The sequence below is a fragment of the Paenibacillus spongiae genome (assembly GCF_024734895.1).
In the GTDB taxonomy this organism is placed as follows: domain Bacteria; phylum Bacillota; class Bacilli; order Paenibacillales; family Paenibacillaceae; genus Paenibacillus_Z; species Paenibacillus_Z spongiae.
Genome location: NZ_CP091430.1, coordinates 1,280,001 through 1,296,373, shown reverse-complemented (window position 1 = coordinate 1,296,373; position 16,373 = coordinate 1,280,001). Strand labels below are relative to the sequence as shown.

The following is a 16,373-nucleotide window of genomic DNA, read 5'->3' as shown; positions in this document are numbered from 1 at the left end:
CTTTCAAAACGGACCCGCGACGGTTTTGGCACCTAGACCTCGGTCTAGTATGCGGCCCACCCCCGGACTGACGGCGGTTTTCCCGTGTTTTTGCCCCCTTTCCGCAAACCATTGAAGGCCCCCTCTTGATAGAGGAGACCTTCGTTATGGATTATGGCTCACCTTAGTCCGAACCTTATTGTGCGCATGACCGCAGACATAATGGAAATCATATTAACGCGAGCGGAAGTGAAATCCACCTTATGATAGCTTGATCAGCTGACCGCCGTCGACGACCAGACAATGACCGGTGATATACCTGGATTCGTCACAAGCCAGAAACAGCGCGGCGTCTGCAATTTCCTCCGGTTGCCCGACCCGTCCCATCGGAATCGTCTTCAAATAAGCTTCAATGGCTTCGGGCTGATCGATGAGCGGTTGGGTCAAGCGCGTTGCGATAAAGCCGGGGCAGAGCGAATTGACCCGGATCCCGTAACGGGCCAGCTCCACGGCCATCGACATCGCGAGGAGGTTCATTCCTCCCTTGCTCGAATTGTAATGGGCCTGATCCGCCTCTCCGGCAAGTCCATTGACGCTCGACATATGAACGAACGTTCCGCCGGTGCCCGCTTTGACCATCTCTTGAGCGGCACGCTGCGATACGAGGAAGGTGCCTTTCAAATTGATGGCCATATGCCGCTCCCATTCCTCTTCCGTAATCTCCAGGAATGGTGCCGGACTGCAGATGCCTGCATTATTGACAACGATATCGATTCTGCCATACTCGGCGATGACCTTATCGATCATTTGATCAACCTGCTGCTTATATTGTACATCAACATTCATCGTTTGAATATGCCCGCCTTGCCCCGCAATACTGGCCTTCGCTTCGTCCAGCGCCTGCTGCCCGCGTCCGGAAATGATAACGGTCGCCCCTTCACGGGCAAACCGGTCCGCGACGGCCAGCCCGATACCTAACGAGCCCCCGGTAATCAACGCCACTTTATCCTTCAGCCGCATACTTATGAACCTCCTGTAGATACGCTAATGATCGATAATGACCGTACAAAGGCTGCGTCCGTACTCCATATGGAATTTCGATTCGTTAGAAGCAGCTATCGCACCTTGTCGGCTCCTTGATTAAACGGTGGCATCGAGAGGATATATCGGTCTTCTCACCTTCTCGTAGGCGAAGTCCGTTATGCTCGAACCGGTACAGCCCGGCGAATCGACGGGAATAATCCGTTTGCAGATCGAGCCGAACGATGTCCGCCAAGCAATCGCCGCTTTGACGACGATCACATGATAGGTCTCGGCTCTAATGCCAAGCGATACGACATGGCCCGGATCCCAAGGAGCCGTCCGCTTCTCGGTCAGCACGACGGTCAGATGGCCCGCTTCGACGACGGCCGTCAATCCCATATCCGCGCGCTGGCCTGTCATATAAGCGCCCATATGCGTATATTTCCCGTCAGATAAGAGTCTGATCTTACCGCTGACGAACACGGGGTCACCATGCAGCCTATCCGATTTGCCGCCTATTGGCGCGGCGAACTGCGCGCCTACGCCTAATTCGTGCGCCAGGGCGGCCGCTTCCTCGTCGCGTATGACAATAAGGCTCTTCTTCGGTGCATGGATCAAGCGCTTCAACACATGCGTAGCATCGGCCGGACTGCCGCCGCCCACATTGTCGGACCCTTCCACCAGGATAACGGGGCCCTCCTCTTCGGCGAACGCAAGACGTACCGCTTTGGCTGGCTGAATATCATTCAGCACCAGACGCTCCCGCCGCTCCCAAGCGGCCGCACGGAGCGCTTCCGCATAATTGCCCGCGAGTTCCCGGTCTCCGTCCGTCGTCACAATGAACGCTATTCCGGCATCGGGCACATCGCTGTATGGAAATCCGCCAATAACGGTGACATTCAATACGCGGGCATCCTGTTCAATTGCGAATGCCAGATCCATCAGCTCCCGGAACGGCCCTTCCGTCTCGGTCACCATTACCTGCGGTACGACCAGCATCCTTGGATGCGCCAACGCCCGTACCGGATTGATTTCCTTGCGGATCGTCCGGATCAAGAGCCCGACCGCTTCAACGGCCCGTTCATACATGTCCACATGCGGGTAAGTATCGTAACCTACGATCACATCGGCATATTCGACCATTTCGGCGCTTACATTCGCGTGCAGGTCAAGCGTCATCGCAATCGGCTTAGACGGTCCGACCGCGCTTCGGACACGCCGCAGGATCTCTCCCTCCATATCGGGGTAACCTTCGGCCACCATCGCACCATGCAGGATCAGCACGATGCCGTCCGCCGCAGGATCCAAAGAAGCGACAAGCGCGTCCATCATGAATTCCGCCGCTTCAGCCGTTACTATTCCGCTTGGTGTCGCAGCCGTATACACCCCGCATGCGAGCTCCGCTCCAGAATCGCGTACCGCATGGATAACCCCGCCCATTGACGTTCGTGTGTGCTCATAGTAATTATGAAAGATTTCACGATCCGAAGCCCATTCCTTATCGCGAAAGTCATCCGTGCCTGTCGTCCCGGGCGCGAAGGAATTCGTCTCATGCAGAATGCCGGCTACCGCTATTCTCATCTTTTTCCCGCTCTCCATCGCCTTCATCCCTTCGCATCTTCAATGCCGCACCAATCCACGATAATTTCCGCATACCAGCGGATGAGCTGCTCATAGCCCTTCAGATCCAGAAACTCATCGGCTGTATGCGCATTCCCGCCGCTCGGTCCAAGTATCAATGCCGGCGTATCGCTGTACAGATTAAACATGAAACCATCGCATGCGAAAGGCGACCCTTGCGGGGGAGCAAGCGGCCGCTCGAGTACATTCGCGCCGCCATTCATAACCGCATGCAAGAACGACTTTCCCTTCTCATCCAGCTTCATCTCGCTGGCGCTCAAGTAGCGGATGAGCGGACGGATTTGCGGCGGACATTGCTTCAGCCGCGGGTAGCGGCTCTCGTGCGCTGCGAGGTACTCGTGCAGCTCCTCCATGATGCTTTCGCCCGTCATGCCGGGGTAGCCTTCGATCCAGAAGTTCAGCTCGCCCGAAGCCGGCGTCTTCTCCTGAATCTCCCTCGTGTGGTCGCCGGAATAGATCGTAAGAAGCGAAGCTTCGGCAAGCCTCCGTCCCTTCCACCAGTGCGGTGCTTCAAGCTTCTCTTTACGCTCGTTATTAAAGGCAAGCAGCATGTTAGCAAATTCAACCGTCGCTTCCAGCGCGCTGACCAGCTCTTCGCCGGCGAAGCCGATTCCGCTCTTGCCTTCGAAGGTCGCCTTCCAAATTCCGCCGCCGAGATGAGCCGGATACAGGACCAAGTTGGAAGGCTCCGGGATAATCGCCATATCGGCGTGAGGCCCGTGCAGCCGTCCGGCTAACGTTCCGTTTGCGCCGCCGTGCTCCTCATCGACGACGCTTTCCACGTAGACGTCGCCTTTCACGGCAACGCCCAGCTCCTTGAGGCATTTGACGGCCATCAAGGCCGCCGCCATTCCGCCTTTCATATCATAGGAGCCGCGCCCATACAGCTTGCCGTCTTCTACCGCTCCCGAGAATGGCGGATGCGTCCAGGTTTCCGTACCTTCGTACACGACGTCTGCATGCCCCGAGAACATAAGCGATTTTCCCGCACCGCCGAAGAATCGTCCGACAACGTTCGGCCTGCCTTCATAATTGCGCGTATTCATGTAGGCCGGATGCTCGGTCAGCCCCGCTACCTCGCTCAGCTCGTAACTCTCCACCTCCGCGCCTTCGCCAGCCATCCACTCCGCAAAAAAACGTTGATACTCCGCTTCGTTCCCGTCAGGCGGATGATTCACGCTGGGGATGCGCACCAGCTGCGAAACAAGCTGCTCCGCTTCCTCCCGATGATCGGCCACCCATCGCTTGATCATGCCGGTCAGCTTCTCTCGATCCATGCTTCCCTTCCTCCCAGCCTCAGCGTATTTAGTTGCCTCTTACCGACTTGCTGTAAGCTACGACGTCGATCTCGACTAAATACGCGCCAAGGTCGCACGGTACGCTCGTTCTCGCGGGGAACGGCTCGTTGAACGATTCCCGGTATGCGGCGTTATAGCCCGGGAAGCTGTCCGCACGTACGTATGCGTTCACCTTGACAACATGGTCAAGCGTCAATCCTTCCGCTTTCAAAATAATCGCGATGTTTCGCAGACACTGCTTCGTCTGTTCTTCAATGGATTCCCCTACGACTTGCCCGGTGGACGGATCGACGCCTACTTGACCGGACACATATACGAAATCCCCCGAACGGATTGCATGAGAGAACGGAAGCGGAAATTGCGGCGCTTGATCGACTTGGATTGCTTTAGACATGGAAGATCCTCACCCTTCAAATAAGATTAAAATAATTTTCATCGGCAACGGTACAACACTCGCTCATTAACGGATTTGTCCTCTGGCATCGACGGTAATCATACGCTCCGCCCGATCTCCGCGCACGCCCTGCAGACGGTCATGCAGGTTCGTCACGGCGCAGCAGTGGTTGGGAAGCAGCATGATCCGGTCTCCCACTTGGAAAGCGAGATTGTCCGGTATGCGGACATTCGCATGCTCCTCGCTCAGCCGCTCGGCATATACCTCCCGATTGTCTTTCATGATGCCGAAGCCGGGCCAATGAGAGCTTGCGTCGCCCGACAATGTCTTGGAGCCGGCATCGATAATGATCGTTCCCTTCCGAGGGGCGCTCACCACCGTCGTAAGCACATGCATCGCACATTCTTCCGGCGTAATGACACCGATGGCCAGCTGGCTTATATCGCCGAATACATAGGCGCCCGGCCGAATCTCGGTCACGCCCTCCAGCTCCCCGATAAACTTGGAAGTCGGCGTGGAGCCAACGCTAATTTCGCGGATTTCGATGCCGGCGTCAGCCAGGAGACGTTTGGTCAGAAGAAGTCCCTCTGCTTCCTGTTTGGCGGCCGCTCTTAAGCCTTCCACCGTTTTCACGCCGTAAGCGTAACCGCCGTGCGTCATCAGGCCGATCACTTCCACGCCGGGCAGCTTGGCAATATTCTTCACCAGCTCGGCGCTCTCTTCCCCCGGCTCCTGACCGCATCGGTTCAAGCCGGTATTGACGTCTACATAGATTTCGATCCGCTTGTTCAACGACTGACCAAGCTCCGACAGTCCCTCGGCGCAGGGCAAATTATCGATACCGACGATAATGCGGGCGCGTTCCAACAGCTTCGCGAGACGGGCCAGCTTAGCCCGCCCCACGATCGGGTAGGCGACAAGAAGATCGTCGATGCCCGCATCGACAAGCACCTCCGCTTCGCCCAGCTTCGCCACCGTCAAGCCGCAGGCGCCGTATCGGAACTGCTCCTTGGCGATCCAAACGCTCTTATGTGTTTTGAAATGCGGGCGCAGCTTTACGTTCGCATCCCGCGCCAACCCTGCGGTTTTTTGCAAATTGCGGTCCAGCACGTCCAGATCGATGATGATAACAGGTGTGTCCAGCTCTGTATAAGCTGTCGAATGCAGCTCTCCCATGCCAATCCCTTCTCCCCTTGTGAAGTAAGTATGATCATTATCATTACAGCCTAAATAAACGGACGAACCTTATAGCATGATTTCCTTGCCCGTTGCGGCAGATTGTACGATCGCGTTAGCCACTTCAATGCCATGTACGGCATCCTGGAACGACGTGTACACAGGATCCGCTCCCCTGCCGATACATTCGCATAGATAATGGAGCTGATCCCGCAGTGCTCCGGCCGCGCTCCCGTTCATCACGCGATGGATGTTTATATCCGGTGTCAGTCTCCCGTTCCGGTCCCAAAGCTCGAGCCCGCTACCCCGGTTGTCGAATTGAGCCGTTCCTTCCGTGCCAATGACCTCAACGGAATCGTTCATGACGATTCCGGCTTGATCGGGCGTCATCCAATTGCTGTTAAAGCATGCGGCCGCCCCGCTCTCAAATTGAAGAAGCGCCCACAGAATATCGGGGGAATCCGCCCCCGTAACCCAATTGCCGACGGCTTTGACGGATTTCACCCGGCTGGATGCGTACCAGATCGCCAGGTCCAGGTCATGCACCGTCGATAGATATGCGGTATGAGTGCGGTTATAAATCTCGAACATGCCCTTGGTCCGGGCTCTCTTGAAATACATACTTTTCGGCTTGCCGATTTTTCCGGATTGAATGCCCTGGTAAATCTCCGCATATCGGGGATCGAACCGGAGCAAGTGCCCGGGCACGACATGCCGTTGATGCCGGTCAGCCGCTTCCAGCATCGCCTTGGCTTCCTGCAGCTTCGTCGATACCGGCTTTTCCACAAGTACATGCATACCGGACCGCAGAGCTTCGAGGGTTGATGCCAAGTGATTCTCTTCAAAGGTGACAACGCTTACTAAATCGATATCGCGCCGCTGCAGCAGTTCCATGCTATCGGTGTATCGGCCTTCGATTCCGAAGCGTTCTCCTACTTGCATCAACTGCTGCGGTCTCGTATCGCATATGGCCACAACGTCAACGCCGGGAATGGAGCGATAAGCTTCCACATGGCATTCTCCCCAACTGCCCAGACCGATCACGGCAACCTTCACTTTCGTCACTTCCGGTCACCTCCCTATCCTTTCTTAAGAGCGGCTAAGAACGGCAATCAAGCTGTCGATATCGTTGGAATCGTTGAAAAGATGAACCGATGCCCGTATGCGGCCGTCCCCCCCCCACAAGTAAATATTATGCTCCTGCAGCAGTCTGTTCGCCGTTTCTTCGCCATTCTCACATACAAAGCTAATGTTGCCCGCCCGATTCTTCTCTTCGACAGGCGTCATGACACTGCGACCGGACTCCAGCAGCCGTTCAATCAAATAGCCGCCCAGCTGCACAATATGCCGCTCGACCTGATCTATTCCCGTTTTCAGCAGCAAACCCGTCGAATACTCCATCGTATAAATGGCCGCATAATTGGGATAACCAAGCTCAAACCTGCGGGCGTCCGGATAATATTCGAAGGAGCTGAAGCGCTCCGGATAGAACAGCTCCGTCACACCGCGCCAGCCGGCAGATCCCGGTAATAATCGTTCGGTACGTGCCGGATTAAGCGCGAGCAGCCCCAGCCCATGAATCGACATGAGCCATTTATAGGAGCTGCACACGACGATATCCGCAGCCTGCAGATCCACCGGCACAGCGCCAAGCGACTGCGTGACATCCAGCAAAAGCAGCGCATTCGTTCGCAGCAGTCTTCTATGCAGTTCTTGATAGTCCAGGCGGGCACCGCTTACAAAGCTAACATGGCTGGCCATCACCAGCTTCGTGCGCTCGTCGACCATAGCCATCATATCGTCAACGGAAACTGTCCAGTCGGTATGCTCCACCAGTCGTACCTCAACACCATGCTCCCTCAGCAGCAGATATGGGAGCACGCCGGATGGAAACTCAAGCGTATTGATGATGACATTATCGCCAGCTTGCAGGCGCAGTGCCTGCACAATCAACGTAATCGCTTCAGAGGCATTCGATACGAGAGCGACATCCTTCGCGCTGCCATTAATAAGCCGGGCGATATTCTCCCTTAGCGATTGCTCAACCTCGCTGTTTCTTTCACGGCCTAGAGGCCCGCCCTCGCGATTTCGCATATATTCTTGGAGCGCTTCGACTGCACCGGCCAGAGGGGGCGTCTCTGCACCGTTATACAGCCATGTGCAGCTATCCAATCCATGAAAGGCTTGCTTGGGCAGTAATGACTCGATAATCAGATTAATCCCTTCTTCCGTCTTCCATAATATGCAGCGCTTACATAATCAATAGGCGCAATGAGTTTAAAACATCTTTTTACATGCAGCCGCCATTATTGACCGTCCCCGCCCGGAGTCATTGCGATTTCAGAGCCGCTTAAGTCGTCCCTTGTCATTGCTCAGTCATCACCGCGGCAGATGAAAGCTAAGAGCCAATTGATAATAAAATTGTGCAGCCCTCTCGACCTCATGCACCGATACCCATTCCTCCTTGGAATGGGCCTGGGCGATCGATCCCGGACCATAGACAATCGTAGGGATGCCTTTACGCTGCAGCTTGCTTGCATCGCTTCCATACGTGACGCCCAGTAAATCAGTCCGAAGCTCCAGCGCCTGTGCCACCTTCTGTGCATGTGCAACGATCTCTGAATCCTGCGGCGTCTCCAGCGCCCAATCCAGCAGCAGCTCCCGGAACGAAATATTCACGTGCAAGCCTTCCGAATCGATATATTCTTGCAGCCTCCGTTCAAAATCTGCAATCGCATCCTCCGGCAGTTCGCCGGGAATGATGCGCCGGTCCAATTCAATAGAGCAGTGTTCCGGTACGATATTGACCTGCGTACCTCCGGCAATCGTGCCCGCCACAATCGTAGGCGAACCGCATAAGGGGTGACGTTGCTTAGCTAACTCCGGCTCCATCACATGCTTGATAAACTGGAGAACGTGCACCATCTGATACACCGCACTGTCGCCCTCCTCGGGCATAGAGCTGTGTGCGGCTTTACCCAATGTCTCTACTGCAAATCTGGCGCAGCCCTTATGCGCCACTACGATTCCCAGCTCGGTCGGTTCGCCGACAACTGCGCCGGCTACAGGCATGTTTCGATCCATAAATACGCGCAGCCCCCGGTATTCATGCTCTTCGTCGACAGCTGCGCAGAGAACAATGTCCGACATTAACCGTTCCGGGTGCTTGGCACATTCCTCGATTGCCCAGATCATACCGGCTAACGAGCCCTTTGCATCGCAGGCGCCGCGGGCATAGAGACGATCCCCCCGGTAGATGGGCGTTACCGCATCCGCCATCGAGCCGATGGAGACCGTGTCCATATGCGTTTCGAACAGGAGAGTAGACTCCGGATGCCCGGTCCTTAATTCGATAAGAAGATTATCCCTGCCGGGAAATACTGGCTGCCTTGTAACCCGCACATTCGTTCCCTGAAAGCGCCGCTCGATATAATCGGCAACCTCGCCCTCCCCGCATGCTCCATTTCCGTAATGCGGATTGACGCTTTGAATAGAGACAAGATCCTCCAAAATTTTCAGCGCGGGATGCTTGCCGTCTTGTTCGGTCATTGACATTCCTCCATCATTCGAAAAAATAATTCAGAATTATTCCCGGCCCAGTAACTACAGTCGGATTGCCTTATCGAAATCAAATTCCATTATATAATATAGATATTTATTAAATTATATATAATTAATGATTATGCGTCAATAAAAACCACTTTTCTGATCGTGCTGTACCGGCAGTCAGTCTCGCCCATCCATCTAAAAAAGAGCTGTCCTTCAAGTAGATGCTCTACTATGGGACAGCTCTTCTTATATAGCGGTAAAATTCATTAAATCCATTCATTCTGGGCAAGGTCCGTGCGGTCAAACATACCAATATCGACGAATTCCCGATAAGAACGATGGATATGCTCCCTCATCACCTGCTCGGCCCGGTCCGGATCTCCTTGTTTCAGCGCATCGATCAGCTCCCAATGCTCCGAAACCTCTCTCTCCTTGCTGAATTTCTTGCCGACAATTCGATTGACCAGCTGAATACGGAAGGAAATGTATTCAAACATGTTTAGCAGCACCGAATGTTTGGACAATTTAAAGATGTAGTGGTGAATATATCCCGAATCCTGCTGTAAGGACGGAATGGAGTCATCCAGCAGCTTCTTCTTCATTTCTTCATAAAACTGCTCCAAATGCCGAATGTCATTAATAGAAGCATTCTGAACCGCAAGCCGGATCGCCATCCCTTCCAAGACGGCGCGGTACGAATAGATTTCAAAAATATCCGCCGCGCTGAATGTTCGCACAAGCGGTCCTTTATTAGGAACAATGGTAACGACACCTTCGCCGGCCAGCTGGCGGATCGCTTCGCGGATCGGAGTCTGGCTGATTTCAAGCTCCCGTGCCAGCCGCGTCTCTACAATTCTATCCCCAGGATTCAGCTCGCCTGCAATAATCTTTTGTTTAATAAGCGATACGATTGTCGTACTTAAGCTGTGCTTATCTGCAGTCTTTACATCTATGGAGCTAAGCATGGTCATTCACCCTTATTTTGTAGTCAAATTCCGATTTTTATATATAATTAAATTTTATTATATATAGAAATACATGTAAGTGTCAACATCGCCTCGCTTCCTTTTTCCTTTTATACAGTTATGCTAACATGAAGATAACTAAACAAAATAATATATAAAAAATGATTTGCTTAGGTTTTTCATATATGGAAGAGGAGTGTATGCGACGTTGGACATCAGGCAACTGCGATATTTTATTGCGATCGTGGAGGAAAGAAACATTTCGGCAGCTGCAAAAAGACTTCATCTCTCTCAACCGCCATTAAGCCAACAATTGAAAGCAATGGAAGAGGAACTCGATACAGCATTAGTGGAAAGAAGCGGAAGGTATTTTGAAGTAACTGAGGCAGGAAAAGCTTTATATCGATATGCTTTGCAAATGGATCGGTTAATGGAAGAGGCCAGAATGGAAGTGAAGGAAGTTGGTAACGGGGTGAACGGTAGACTTACGATAGGCGTAAATACGTTTTCGTTTGCAGAGCTGCCCGAAGTTCTTCATCATTTTCAAAGGCAATACCCTAAGGTGACCTATAAAATTCAGCAAAATGAGTCCGCCCGTCTTTGTCAATTAGTGAAAGACCGGGCAGTCGAACTGGCGATTATTCGACTGCCCCTTGTGCTGGATGACTTCACTGTGCTTCACCTGTATACCGAACCGTTCTACTTCATTACGTCCAACAAACAGCATCCGCTCAATTATGAAGTATCGCTTGCGGATATTCAAAACCAACGGCTTCTATTGCCAAGCACTCCGGGATTAGGCGTGCATTATTTGATTCTGGAAGCATTTTCTCGATTCCATCTGCATCCCAACATTATTGGCGAATGTTCCGACATTTCGCTATTGATGGATTTAATCTCCACCGATTTTTGCGCATCAATCGTTCCGGAAACACTGCTTAAACGATACAAAGGATTTGCGATACACGCATACAAAATATCTCATCCAACTGAGATGTCTGCTCCGGTTGGATTAATATGGCTGAAGGATCACCGCTTATCCCAGGCGGCTCAAAATTTTGTTGATTTATTGCATAAGGAAGCACTGTAGTTGCAATACCATCATGCCTGCATAATGGCGTGGTATGAATAATCCTCTAAAAAGCTGCGGATGACGATTTTCTTTTCAATCCCCTCATCGCCACAAAGCCGCTCACAAGCAGCACGAATGCACCGAACGTATAGGGCAAGCCGATATGGATATCGTATAGAATACCTGCCAGCATCGGTCCGAATATCGTGCCGAGGCTCGTATAGGCATTATTCATCCCTGCTACGAATCCTTGTTCCTCTCCAGCTTCCTTGGACAGCAGGGTATTAATCGTTGGACGCAATATATTACCGAACGTAAAGAAAAGCATCGTTACAAACATGACATAATAGAAATTTCCCGAGAATAGCAAGAACACCAGCGATACAGCCGATAACAAAAGCATTGCGCCAACAATCCGTTTCTCCCCGAATCGTTGCGTGATCCGATTGGTCAGCACAATTTGGTTAAACGTGCCGATTAACGAACATATGGTAAGCAAAATGGCGATTTCACGCGTAGTGAATCCGTAGCTCTGTACGACGAAGAGTGGAAAAATCGCTTCAAAATGCGTAAGACCGAACGTGAGCGCGAAAACAATAAGCAGCAGGATGAAATAGCGAGATTGAACGGAAAGCGCGATTTGACGAAAAATATTATCCTTCTTCTCCAACGCTTGCTGACGCAACTGGCGTACTTCCAGTGACAGCGATTCAGGCAGCATCCACAGGCTGCAGATCATAGCCAGTATCCCGACCAATGCGGATGCATAGAACGGCGCCTTGATGCCCAGCTCTGCAAGCAATCCCCCGGCACCCGGCCCGATAATGAAGCCCGATGTCATCGACGCCCCTAACCAGGACATAGCTTTACTTCGCTGATCATCCGTTGTTATATCGGCTACATAGGCGATAATGGCTGGAATCAAGGCGGCTGAGCCCATTCCGCTGATTAACCGCGAGACGAATAATAACGTTAAGTCGCCTGCTAATGCCGCCATTAAATTGGAGAGCGCGAACAAGAACAAACCAATGATAAACATCGGTTTACGGCCGTATCGATCTGACCAATTACCTGCAAGGGGCGAGAATAGAAACTGTGTCAGACCGAAGCAGGATACCAAATATCCCGCCGCTTGACCGCCTGCCTCATATTCCTTGAGAAGCTCGGGCAATATCGGAATGACAAGACCCATGCTTAGATTTGCGAGAAACATGTTCAGCAGCAATAATGGAAACGCTGACTTGGATAGCATCTATGATCTCCTCTTAGACAAGATAATGAGAAATAGGAAACCACATCTCTATCTCCTATTTACTGTATCTTGTCTATGTTAGCATGTGTCCGTCCCCGTGAAAAATATGAAAATCATTGATGATTTGAATTTTTTTAATATACATGATGGTTATTCCTGTATGAATCTAACTGTGCTATCCTAAGTGTTATAATCGCAATTTATCCCAAATAAAGGTATTCCGGCGTAAATCTAAAGATAGTTGCTCGGATGAACCTTAATATCGAAATGGAGGTATGATTTTGTCTCATCTCGATTTCATTCGCAAAGCGGTACAATTAGCCAACGATAATCCACGCCAATATGGCGGGCCGCATGGAGCGGTTATCGTTAAGAATGGGGAAATTATCAGTATAGGCGTGAACGAAGAGTACCTTTCCAACGATCCTACAGCTCATGCGGAAACATTAGCGGTCCGCAAAGCGTGCCAACATTTGAATACGTCCGATTTATCAGGTTGTGTGATCTATGCAAGCACCGAGCCATGTCCAATGTGTTTAAGCGCGATTACTTATGCAAAGATCGAATCCATTTATTATGCGAATCGCGGCAGCGACAGCATAGAAAACGTATATCGCCGACTCTTAGAACGCGCGGTTGAGATGGTACGGTTGGAGTCTACGGATAGCTAAGTGTCCATTTTTTTTATGTAAAATCCAATCGTATGCTCGCAGGTCTATAACCCTTCGCGTAAATATTCCGTTGAGGCAAGCGATAGTTGAAATTGTTCATTGGAACCAGAGTCCCTGTACGACCAAATGTATATGTTTCGTTTAATAAACGCAAAAACACCGATTGGACGCTGTCCAATCGGTGTTAAAATGTTCGAAATTAGTGGTGCCGGTGAGAGGACTCGAACCTCCACGGTTTCCCTCACGATTTTGAGTCGCGCGCGTCTGCCATTCCGCCACACCGGCAAAGTAAATCTTATGTTTGAACCGATCCGTCCTATAACAGAATCGATAAATGCTGGCGTGCCCTAAGAGATTCGAACTCCTGACCTTTTGATTCGAAGTCAAATGCTCTATCCAGCTGAGCTAAGGGCACTAAAAAATTTGTGGAGGCGCCACCCAGACTCGAACTGGGGGTAAAGCTTTTGCAGAGCTCTGCCTTACCACTTGGCTATGGCGCCACATCATATGGAGCGGAAGACGGGAATCGAACCCGCGACCCTCGCCTTGGCAAGGCGATGCTCTACCGCTGAGCCACTTCCGCATATAAATGGCTGGGGATCCAGGGATCGAACCTGGGAATGACGGAGTCAAAGTCCGTTGCCTTACCGCTTGGCTAATCCCCAACAATTAATGGGGCGATCGAGGGGAATTGAACCCCCGAATGTCGGAATCACAATCCGATGCGTTAACCACTTCGCCACGACCGCCATATTTAGATACTTGGCAGGGGCAGCAGGAATTGAACCCACACTAACGGTTTTGGAGACCGCTGTTCTACCTTTAAACTATGCCCCTAAAAACTGGTGGAGGATGATGGATTCGAACCACCGAACTCGTCAGAGAACAGATTTACAGTCTGCTGCGTTTGGCCACTTCGCTAATCCTCCATGGATGGTGCCGTCGAGAGGACTTGAACCCCCAACCTACTGATTACAAGTCAGTTGCTCTACCAATTGAGCTACAACGGCATATTCAATTGAATGATGGTGGCTCGGGACGGAATCGAACCGCCGACACGAGGATTTTCAGTCCTCTGCTCTACCGACTGAGCTACCGAGCCTTGTTTGGGTTATAATGGCGGAGCCGACGGGATTCGAACCCGCGGTCTCCTGCGTGACAGGCAGGCATGTTAGGCCTCTACACCACGGCTCCACATTATAAGTTCTCGGAAACATTCCGAAGGTAAAGTTGGTTGCGGGGGCAGGATTTGAACCTGCGGCCTTCGGGTTATGAGCCCGACGAGCTACCGGGCTGCTCCACCCCGCGTCATATTGAATCTATGGTGGAGGCTGACGGGATCGAACCGCCGACCCTCTGCTTGTAAGGCAGATGCTCTCCCAGCTGAGCTAAGCCTCCGTATTAGCGACAGACAAGTTATAGTATAACTCAGTATCCATCGTTATTGCAAGTGTTTTTTTAGAAAAAAATTGGTGACCCGTAGGGGATTCGAACCCCTGTTACCTCCGTGAAAGGGAGGTGTCTTAACCCCTTGACCAACGGGCCATATCTGGCGGAGAGCGAGGGATTCGAACCCTCGATACGCGGTTAACGTATACACGATTTCCAATCGTGCTCCTTCGACCACTCGGACAGCTCTCCAGATGGCTCCCCGAACAGGACTCGAACCTGTGACAACTCGATTAACAGTCGAGTGCTCTACCAACTGAGCTATCAGGGAATATTTTATTCAGGTGTTGGTTACACCCTGAAAACTGGATACGAGTTTGCGCAACTCTTTAGCTGATTTTTATCTGGGGTCCCCGCAAAGTACTCGGAATCAGCTTCGAAGCCGTTCGTCACTTTTTGGGGTATTTTTAGGATAAGCCCTCGACCGATTAGTATTCGTCAGCTGCATGCATTACTACACTTCCACCCCGAACCTATCAACCTGGTCGTCTTCCAGGGGTCTTACTAAATTGGGAAATCTCATCTTGAGGGGGGCTTCGCGCTTAGATGCTTTCAGCGCTTATCCCGTCCGTACATAGCTACCCAGCGGTGCTCCTGGCGGAACAACTGGTACACCAGCGGTACGTCCATCCCGGTCCTCTCGTACTAAGGACAGCTCCTCTCAAATTTCCTACGCCCACGACAGATAGGGACCGAACTGTCTCACGACGTTCTGAACCCAGCTCGCGTACCGCTTTAATGGGCGAACAGCCCAACCCTTGGGACCTACTTCAGCCCCAGGATGCGATGAGCCGACATCGAGGTGCCAAACCTCCCCGTCGATGTGGACTCTTGGGGGAGATAAGCCTGTTATCCCCAGGGTAGCTTTTATCCGTTGAGCGATGGCCCTTCCATGCGGTACCACCGGATCACTAAGCCCGACTTTCGTCCCTGCTCGACTTGTAGGTCTCGCAGTCAAGCTCCCTTATGCCTTTGCACGCTACGAATGATTTCCAACCATTCTGAGGGAACCTTTGGGCGCCTCCGTTACTTTTTAGGAGGCGACCGCCCCAGTCAAACTGCCCGCCTGACACGGTCCCTCCACCCGATTCAGGGTGGCAGGTTAGAACTCCGATACGATCAGGGTGGTATCCCAACGGTGCCTCCACCGAAGCTGGCGCTCCGGCTTCCTAGGCTCCCACCTATCCTGTACAGATCGTACCAAAGTCCAATATCAAGCTGCAGTAAAGCTCCATGGGGTCTTTCCGTCTTGTCGCGGGTAACCTGCATCTTCACAGGTATTAAAATTTCACCGGATCTCTCGTTGAGACAGCGCCCAAGTCGTTACGCCATTCGTGCGGGTCAGAATTTACCTGACAAGGAATTTCGCTACCTTAGGACCGTTATAGTTACGGCCGCCGTTTACTGGGGCTTCGGTTCACAGCTTCGGGTTACCCCTAACCGCTCCCCTTAACCTTCCAGCACCGGGCAGGCGTCAGCCCGTATACTTCGCCTTACGGCTTCGCACAGACCTGTGTTTTTGCTAAACAGTCGCTTGGGCCTTTTCACTGCGGCCCCCTCGGGCTATTCACCCTACCGAGGCACCCCTTCTCCCGAAGTTACGGGGTCATTTTGCCGAGTTCCTTAACGAGAGTTCTTCCGCGCGCCTTAGCATGCTCTGCTCGCCTACCTGTGTCGGTTTGCGGTACGGGCACCTTCACCTGGCTAGAGGCTTTTCTTGGCAGCGGGAACTCATGACCTTCGGTACTATAATTTTCCCTCCCCGTCACAGCTCAGCCTTATCGATGGGCGGATTTGCCAACCCATCAGCCTTGCTGCTTGGACGGACTATTCCATCAGTCCGCGTCACTATCCTTCTGCGTCACCCCATTGCTCATAACGGTTTACGGTGGTACAGGAATTTC

12 protein-coding genes, 16 tRNA genes and 1 rRNA gene (1 of these 29 only partly in view) are annotated in these 16,373 nt (G+C 52.1%); 2 read left to right on the top strand and 27 right to left on the bottom strand.

The window, feature by feature from the left end; all coding sequences use genetic code 11:
* Positions 1-240 precede the first annotated feature (240 nt).
* From L1F29_RS05900 to L1F29_RS05860, 9 genes are all read right to left on the bottom strand, one after another.
* Entirely contained in the window at positions 241-999 is a 759-nt protein-coding gene (locus L1F29_RS05900; RefSeq protein ID WP_258387415.1) for an SDR family NAD(P)-dependent oxidoreductase, read from the bottom strand.
* Positions 1,000-1,119: 120 nt separating this feature from the next.
* Entirely contained in the window at positions 1,120-2,601 is a 1,482-nt protein-coding gene (locus L1F29_RS05895; RefSeq protein ID WP_258387414.1) for a M81 family metallopeptidase, read from the bottom strand.
* Positions 2,602-2,606: 5 nt separating this feature from the next.
* On the bottom strand, positions 2,607-3,920 hold the full coding sequence (locus L1F29_RS05890) for a M20 family metallopeptidase (RefSeq protein WP_258387413.1): 1,314 nt from the start codon (positions 3,918-3,920) through the stop codon (positions 2,607-2,609).
* A 28-nt stretch (positions 3,921-3,948) separates the two neighbouring features.
* The gene (locus tag L1F29_RS05885; protein WP_258387412.1) at positions 3,949-4,335 is read right to left on the bottom strand and encodes a RidA family protein; all 387 of its coding nucleotides are present in this window, start codon (positions 4,333-4,335) and stop codon (positions 3,949-3,951) included.
* Between the two features lie 66 nt (positions 4,336-4,401).
* Entirely contained in the window at positions 4,402-5,511 is a 1,110-nt protein-coding gene (locus L1F29_RS05880) for an alanine racemase (protein WP_258387411.1), read from the bottom strand.
* Positions 5,512-5,580: 69 nt separating this feature from the next.
* Positions 5,581-6,576 (bottom strand): Gfo/Idh/MocA family protein, encoded by a 996-nt coding sequence (locus L1F29_RS05875; protein WP_258387410.1) that lies wholly within the window; start codon positions 6,574-6,576, stop codon positions 5,581-5,583.
* Between the two features lie 24 nt (positions 6,577-6,600).
* Complete coding sequence (locus tag L1F29_RS05870; protein ID WP_258387409.1) at positions 6,601-7,683, bottom strand: aminotransferase class V-fold PLP-dependent enzyme; 1,083 nt, start codon at positions 7,681-7,683, stop codon at positions 6,601-6,603.
* Positions 7,684-7,890: 207 nt separating this feature from the next.
* The gene (locus L1F29_RS05865) at positions 7,891-9,060 is read right to left on the bottom strand and encodes a M20 family metallopeptidase (RefSeq protein WP_258387408.1); all 1,170 of its coding nucleotides are present in this window, start codon (positions 9,058-9,060) and stop codon (positions 7,891-7,893) included.
* 266 nt (positions 9,061-9,326) lie between these two features.
* Positions 9,327-10,025, bottom strand: a complete 699-nt coding sequence (locus L1F29_RS05860; protein ID WP_258387407.1) for a GntR family transcriptional regulator — start codon at positions 10,023-10,025, stop codon at positions 9,327-9,329.
* 208 nt (positions 10,026-10,233) lie between these two features.
* Here L1F29_RS05860 and L1F29_RS05855 point away from each other — a divergent pair, with 208 nt between their 5' ends.
* On the top strand, positions 10,234-11,115 hold the full coding sequence (locus tag L1F29_RS05855; RefSeq protein WP_258387406.1) for a LysR family transcriptional regulator: 882 nt from the start codon (positions 10,234-10,236) through the stop codon (positions 11,113-11,115).
* Between the two features lie 46 nt (positions 11,116-11,161).
* On the opposite strand, the gene L1F29_RS05850 is transcribed toward L1F29_RS05855, so the two are convergent.
* Positions 11,162-12,349, bottom strand: coding sequence for an MFS transporter (locus L1F29_RS05850; RefSeq protein WP_258387405.1), 1,188 nt, complete (start codon positions 12,347-12,349; stop codon positions 11,162-11,164).
* A 281-nt stretch (positions 12,350-12,630) separates the two neighbouring features.
* Here L1F29_RS05850 and L1F29_RS05845 point away from each other — a divergent pair, with 281 nt between their 5' ends.
* Entirely contained in the window at positions 12,631-13,020 is a 390-nt protein-coding gene (locus L1F29_RS05845; RefSeq protein WP_258387404.1) for a nucleoside deaminase, read from the top strand.
* Between the two features lie 203 nt (positions 13,021-13,223).
* Here the strand turns inward: L1F29_RS05845 and L1F29_RS05840 are convergent.
* The 17 genes from L1F29_RS05840 to L1F29_RS05760 all read right to left on the bottom strand — a co-directional run.
* Positions 13,224-13,305 (bottom strand) — tRNA-Leu (locus tag L1F29_RS05840).
* A gap of 53 nt (positions 13,306-13,358) precedes the next feature.
* Positions 13,359-13,435 (bottom strand) — tRNA-Arg (locus tag L1F29_RS05835).
* An 11-nt stretch (positions 13,436-13,446) separates the two neighbouring features.
* Positions 13,447-13,520, bottom strand: a tRNA-Cys gene (locus tag L1F29_RS05830).
* Between the two features lie 8 nt (positions 13,521-13,528).
* Positions 13,529-13,603, bottom strand: a tRNA-Gly gene (locus L1F29_RS05825).
* 7 nt (positions 13,604-13,610) lie between these two features.
* Positions 13,611-13,685 (bottom strand) — tRNA-Gln (locus L1F29_RS05820).
* Positions 13,686-13,693: 8 nt separating this feature from the next.
* A tRNA-His gene (locus L1F29_RS05815) sits at positions 13,694-13,769 on the bottom strand.
* Positions 13,770-13,783: 14 nt separating this feature from the next.
* Positions 13,784-13,857, bottom strand: a tRNA-Trp gene (locus tag L1F29_RS05810).
* A 6-nt stretch (positions 13,858-13,863) separates the two neighbouring features.
* Positions 13,864-13,949: transfer RNA gene (locus L1F29_RS05805), tRNA-Tyr, on the bottom strand.
* 5 nt (positions 13,950-13,954) lie between these two features.
* A tRNA-Thr gene (locus L1F29_RS05800) sits at positions 13,955-14,030 on the bottom strand.
* A gap of 16 nt (positions 14,031-14,046) precedes the next feature.
* Positions 14,047-14,122, bottom strand: a tRNA-Phe gene (locus L1F29_RS05795).
* Between the two features lie 15 nt (positions 14,123-14,137).
* Positions 14,138-14,214, bottom strand: a tRNA-Asp gene (locus L1F29_RS05790).
* A gap of 37 nt (positions 14,215-14,251) precedes the next feature.
* Positions 14,252-14,328, bottom strand: a tRNA-Met gene (locus tag L1F29_RS05785).
* Between the two features lie 14 nt (positions 14,329-14,342).
* Positions 14,343-14,418 (bottom strand) — tRNA-Val (locus tag L1F29_RS05780).
* A 72-nt stretch (positions 14,419-14,490) separates the two neighbouring features.
* Positions 14,491-14,565, bottom strand: a tRNA-Glu gene (locus L1F29_RS05775).
* 5 nt (positions 14,566-14,570) lie between these two features.
* Positions 14,571-14,661 (bottom strand) — tRNA-Ser (locus tag L1F29_RS05770).
* Positions 14,662-14,664: 3 nt separating this feature from the next.
* Positions 14,665-14,740 (bottom strand) — tRNA-Asn (locus L1F29_RS05765).
* A 137-nt stretch (positions 14,741-14,877) separates the two neighbouring features.
* Positions 14,878-16,373, bottom strand: a 23S ribosomal RNA gene (locus L1F29_RS05760) (it continues 1,436 nt past the right edge of the window).

Bases quoted from the DNA above. Each gene is read 5' to 3' on its own strand.
- L1F29_RS05850 (WP_258387405.1), bottom strand. From the start codon at position 12,349: ATGCTATCCAAGTCAGCGTTTCCATTATTGCTGCTGAACATGTTTCTC.
- L1F29_RS05900 (WP_258387415.1), bottom strand. From the start codon at position 999: ATGCGGCTGAAGGATAAAGTGGCGTTGATTACCGGGGGCTCGTTAGGT.
- L1F29_RS05895 (WP_258387414.1), bottom strand. From the start codon at position 2,601: ATGGAGAGCGGGAAAAAGATGAGAATAGCGGTAGCCGGCATTCTGCAT.
- L1F29_RS05860 (WP_258387407.1), bottom strand. From the start codon at position 10,025: ATGCTTAGCTCCATAGATGTAAAGACTGCAGATAAGCACAGCTTAAGT.
- L1F29_RS05885 (WP_258387412.1), bottom strand. From the start codon at position 4,335: ATGTCTAAAGCAATCCAAGTCGATCAAGCGCCGCAATTTCCGCTTCCG.
- L1F29_RS05865 (WP_258387408.1), bottom strand. From the start codon at position 9,060: ATGACCGAACAAGACGGCAAGCATCCCGCGCTGAAAATTTTGGAGGAT.
- L1F29_RS05890 (WP_258387413.1), bottom strand. From the start codon at position 3,920: ATGGATCGAGAGAAGCTGACCGGCATGATCAAGCGATGGGTGGCCGAT.
- L1F29_RS05880 (WP_258387411.1), bottom strand. From the start codon at position 5,511: ATGGGAGAGCTGCATTCGACAGCTTATACAGAGCTGGACACACCTGTT.